We start from the raw sequence: 3,419 nt of genomic DNA on the forward strand, positions 1-3,419 counted from the left end.
GCCAACACTAAGAACTTGGATGTTGTACCAATTTGGGAGAGCCAAGTGGAGGTTTCATCGCATTTTGAACCCCCGTCCCTTTAGGGCTGGGGTGGCTTCAGAACTCTATCTCCAAATCAGGGATAAAATTCTTGTTTCGTTCGTCTGGATAACCTCTAGGATTACAAATTACTCGCGTGCTTCCGAGCAAATAATCATGTTGACAGTGGATGTGCCCGTGTATCCATAAAGAAATACTAGATTCTTCAACAAATTTATCAAGGTTTGAGGCATAAGCAGCACTGAGAATATCATCTCGATCGCACACAGCTAAAGAGCGTTTACTTGGTGCATGATGGGTAATTACCACTATTTTGTTATTTTGGTTGTTTAACAGTTCTTCACCCAACCAGCGTAATGACTTATTATGGATGATTGCCGTATCAATAGACCGTAGTTTGCGATAATCGGGACTGACTCGAATTTTCCTGTAATCAGTCATTATTCGGGTTGCTTCATACCCAGCAATTTTAGGATCGCCAAACAAGCTAAAATCTGTCCATAACGTGCAGCCCAAGAATTTAATGTCGTTAATTATCAAGCTGTCATTCTCCAAAATATGGATATTCGTGCCTTCTGCCGATCGTTTGAGATCGTCAATATGTTTTGGAAATGCCTTTCCGTAGTACTCATGGTTACCTAAAACATAAATTACAGGCAGATCTGGAAAGTAATGTTTAGCCCAATCTACACCTTTTTTACCAACGTGAATATCCCCAGCTAGAATAATAACGTCTGCATTAGTTACCAAAGGGGTGAATTGCTCAAACTCTATATGTAAATCGCTGAGGATATGCAACTTCATTTTATTTCCTCTACCCCATTTCCATTCAAACTTTTATCTCGCCGATCGAATTCATCCAATAATTTAAAAAACGATTCAAAACCTGCCTTTTCATTAGCCAAATACAATTGTTGATATTTGCCGGATACCTATTAACTTTTTATCGCAGACAATATCTCGCTGTCCGTAGGCTCGACCGATCTTTTCCGATGGATATTCCCAGGCAGTCATTTGTCCCAATCTTAAGACATCATCTTTTATTCCAGTTCCCGAATACAAAGAAGGAACCCACAAATCGCCTTGAATTCCTCCTTTCATTTCGATGTATGCTGGCAACCAAATTGTATCTTGATAACCTTGTCTTTCTTGGAATTCAATTCGCTCGATCTGCTCAAAGGGAATCCAGAAATAGCCTTCGGGAATCACCGCTTCTAAAAAAGGCCCTAATACATCATCGGCATCGCGAATTTGCGTAAATTCTTCGCCATCCAAAATTCCCGATAATTTGGGAACTTCCTTCCAAGCTTCGTCGAGTAAAGCTTCCGCTTCTTCTATTCTCGATTCGCACAGCAGTCCCAAAGCATTGATAAATTTTGCACCGTAGGCGGGAGGTTCTTGCAAAGCTTGGGGTGCGCCTTGAAGTTGGCTCAAAAAATTGTAGCGCGATCGCTCGGCGTTGAGAATAGCGAAGTAGAACTCAGCAGCTTCCGATAATCTGGTATCTGCTAATGCTACATCGCGCAGTCGATCTTCTGCTGCATCGAAATCTTCCGCCAGCACAAGCAGTTCAAATAGAAGAAAGCTAAGGGAAGCGTTTTGAGAGTCTTCTGACACATCCCGGTAAGCTTGTGCGATCGCTTCTGTTAAATTACCTTGAATCAGCCAATCTTCGGTTTTCATTTATACTTAGTCCCCTTTGATAAAAAAAGCCTGACAGATATGTCAGGCAGTTTCTAACTTTCAGTAATTATGCTTCGCTGTTTAGTTTTGCGGAAAGCTGCTGACTGCTTGCACATTCATGCTAACTGCTGGTGCGGAAACAGGTGCGATCGCTTGTTGCAGGATCGGGGTACCCACAACCGAACTGTTAGCCAGCGTAAACAGCGGATTAGACAGAATTCCCGCCAACGAGGTAGCCAATAACATCACCACCAAACCCACTTGCAAAGGCCGCATACCGGGCAAATTCCAGCGAATTTCTGGATAATTCTGCACAGTTTCCGACATTTCTTGCGGTTCTTTCACTACCATCATCTTGACAACGCGGATGTAGTAGTAAATCGAGATAACGCTAGTCACTAACGCCAGCAACACCAAACCGTAAAGTCCAGCTTGCCAACCTGCCCAGAATAGATAAATTTTGCCAAAGAAACCGGCCAAAGGCGGAATTCCTCCCAAGGAAAGCAGACAAATGCTGAGTCCCAAAGTGAGGAGGGGGTCTTTTTGATACAAACCGGAGTACTCGCTAATTTGGTCAGTTCCCGTCCGCAGGGTGAACAAAATCACGCAGATGAAACCGCCCAAGTTCATGAACAGGTAAATCAGCATATAAAAGATCATGCTGGCATAACCTGCTTGAGTACCTGCAATCAAACCGATCATCACGAAACCGGCTTGCCCGATCGAAGAGTAAGCCAGCAGCCGTTTCATGCTAGTTTGGGCGAGGGCGACTACGTTACCCAAAACCATGCTGAGAATGGCGAGGGCGGTGAAGACAAATCGCCACTGATCGGTTACTAAGGGGAAAGCAGTTACCAGTAAGCGGATCGCAAGGGCGAAACCAGCTGCTTTGGAACCCACGGAAAGGAAGGCTACAACTGGAGTAGGCGAACCTTCGTAAACGTCAGGCGTCCACTGGTGGAAAGGTACGGCGGAGATTTTGAAGGCGATACCTGCGATCGCAAATACCAAGGCAATTACCAAACCTAAAGATTGACCGCTATCGCCTATACCGGATGCGATCGCACTCAAACGAGTTTCCCCACCCGACAAACCGTACAGCAAAGATATGCCGTACAGGAATATCGCCGAACTCGAAGCCCCAATCAACAGGTATTTCAACGCCGCTTCGTTAGAGCGAGGGTCGCGTTTGGTGTAACCTGTGAGCAGGTAAGAGGAAATACTGAGGGTTTCCAGCGCGATAAATATCGTTACCAGTTCGTCCGCCCCACAGAGGAACATACCGCCCAGCGTCGCGGTTAGCAAAATGGCGATAAATTCCCCCAAGGAAGTGCCAGATTGTTCCACGTAGCGGATGGACATCAAAATTGTCACCGCCGCCGATAAGGCAACGATACCGCGAAACACGATACTGAGGGCATCGCCGTTAAACTCACCCAGAAATGCGATGGGGTTATTGCTACCCCATTGAAAGTACAGGGCGAGGATGGAGGCGAAAAGTCCTGCGATCGCTAAATAGGGTGTCCAGCGTGCAGAAGTCCGCCCCACAATTAAGTCACCAATCAAGACCGCAATGAGGGTGATGATGACAATACCCTCTGGCCATATTGTGCCAGCATTTAGCTGGGCTGCTAGTTCAGCAAAACTCATAGATTGTATAACGATCGGCGATTAGGCATGGAAACAGGGACTTTTA

2 protein-coding genes and 1 pseudogene are annotated in these 3,419 nt (G+C 45.6%); all 3 read right to left on the reverse strand.

The features are described 5' to 3' along the window. Window positions 1-97: 97 nt before the first annotated feature. Window positions 98-844, reverse strand: a complete 747-nt coding sequence (locus H6S82_RS24830) for a metallophosphoesterase (RefSeq protein ID WP_190475484.1) — start codon at window positions 842-844, stop codon at window positions 98-100. Between the two features lie 93 nt (window positions 845-937). After that, entirely contained in the window at window positions 938-1,723 is a 786-nt protein-coding gene (locus H6S82_RS24835) for a type VI secretion system accessory protein TagJ (RefSeq protein ID WP_190475486.1), read from the reverse strand. A 138-nt stretch (window positions 1,724-1,861) separates the two neighbouring features. Beyond that, window positions 1,862-3,373 (reverse strand): annotated as a pseudogene (locus H6S82_RS24840) (NAD(P)H-quinone oxidoreductase subunit N); the annotation flags it as partial. Between the last annotated feature and the right edge of the window lie 46 nt (window positions 3,374-3,419).

This window comes from Planktothrix sp. FACHB-1355, from assembly GCF_014748295.1.
In the GTDB taxonomy this organism is placed as follows: Bacteria; Cyanobacteriota; Cyanobacteriia; order Cyanobacteriales; family Aerosakkonemataceae; genus Aerosakkonema; species Aerosakkonema funiforme_A.

Coding starts and splice junctions, on each gene's coding strand:
- H6S82_RS24830 (WP_190475484.1), bottom strand. CDS start 844: ATGAAGTTGCATATCCTCAGCGATTTACATATAGAGTTTGAGCAATTC.
- H6S82_RS24835 (WP_190475486.1), bottom strand. CDS start 1,723: ATGAAAACCGAAGATTGGCTGATTCAAGGTAATTTAACAGAAGCGATC.